This is a genomic window from Amycolatopsis sp. NPDC003676 (genome assembly GCF_053587275.1).
Genome location: NZ_JBSFNS010000401.1, coordinates 1 through 1,093, shown reverse-complemented (window position 1 = coordinate 1,093; position 1,093 = coordinate 1). Strand labels below are relative to the sequence as shown.

Annotated in this window: 2 protein-coding genes; one reads left to right on the top strand and one right to left on the bottom strand. The window is 70.9% G+C overall.

Annotated features, from left to right (window positions below; all coding sequences use genetic code 11):
• On the top strand, positions 1-599 hold a 599-nt coding region (locus tag ACWDNU_RS46740), incomplete at its 5' end, for a tetratricopeptide repeat protein (RefSeq protein ID WP_449673568.1).
• A 192-nt stretch (positions 600-791) separates the two neighbouring features.
• Here the strand turns inward: ACWDNU_RS46740 and ACWDNU_RS46735 are convergent.
• Entirely contained in the window at positions 792-998 is a 207-nt protein-coding gene (locus tag ACWDNU_RS46735; protein ID WP_449673567.1) for an inorganic diphosphatase, read from the bottom strand.
• Between the last annotated feature and the right edge of the window lie 95 nt (positions 999-1,093).

Sequence of the window (1,093 nt, the reverse complement as noted above, 5' to 3'; positions counted from 1 at the left end):
GTGACCGCGCGATCGAATGCGCGTGCCTGGTCCACGAGGTGAAGACCTACTCCGACGCGGGCGATTTCCCGGCCGCGCGCGAGCGCGCGATCACCGCGCGGGCGCTTGCCGCAGAGCTGGGCAACCGGTCGCTCGAGGTGATGGCGACGCACGAACTCGGGGTCACCCTGGTCTATCAGGGCGAGACGGCCGAGGGCGTGCGGCTGTGCGAGGAGGCGGTCGCGCTCGGCCGGGCGGGCGGGATCGAACTGCGGCTGGGCTGGGCGCTGTCGCGGCTGGCGCACGTGCTGTTGATGGCGGGCCGGGCCGCGGACGCCGAACCCGTCGTCGACGAGGCGATCCAGGTGCTGACCCGCGCGATCGGGCCGCTGACCAGGGCCAGGGTGCTCGTGCTCCAGGGCCTGATCAAGCAGGCCACCGGGAAGCCGGGGGAGGCCGAGGAGTCCTTCGTGGCCGCGGCGGAGGCGTTCGAGTCGATGCAGGACCCGCAGCTGACCCACGAGCGGCTCGACGCCGAGCTGGAGGCGCCGGTGCTTGCGCTGCTGCACGACCACCTCGCCGCGCTGCGCGCTCGTCGCGGCATCATCGCCGCGTCATAGCGGCATCATCGCCGGGCACGAAAAATCCTGGGACGCTGGCGAACACAACTGTTCACGCGATAGATTGCCCTATGTACCCGGTTGTCGCGCCAGCGCGCCGCGTCGTCGCCGGGGGGTCGGCGGTTCGGACCGGGACAACGAGAACGGGATGTCCGAACTGCTCCGGACATCCCGTTCTTCGTGCACGTCAGCTCAGTGGCCGGCTTCCTTCAGGCGGGTGAAGGACTCGTCGATGACCTTCTCGGCCTCGGCGCGGCCCAGCCACTCCGAACCCTGGACGAACTTGCCCGGCTCCAGGTCCTTGTAGCGCTCGAAGAAGTGCTTGATCGCCGACAGCTCGAACTCCGAGACGTCGGCCAGTTCCTGGATGTGGTCCCAGCGCGGGTCGCCCGCGGGCACCCGGGCGGCTCGGGCTGCTGGCGCTCCTGGGGGCGCTGGTGGTCGGGCTGCTGTTCCCGTCCGGCACCGGCGTCGCGATCGTGGTCGCGGTGCTG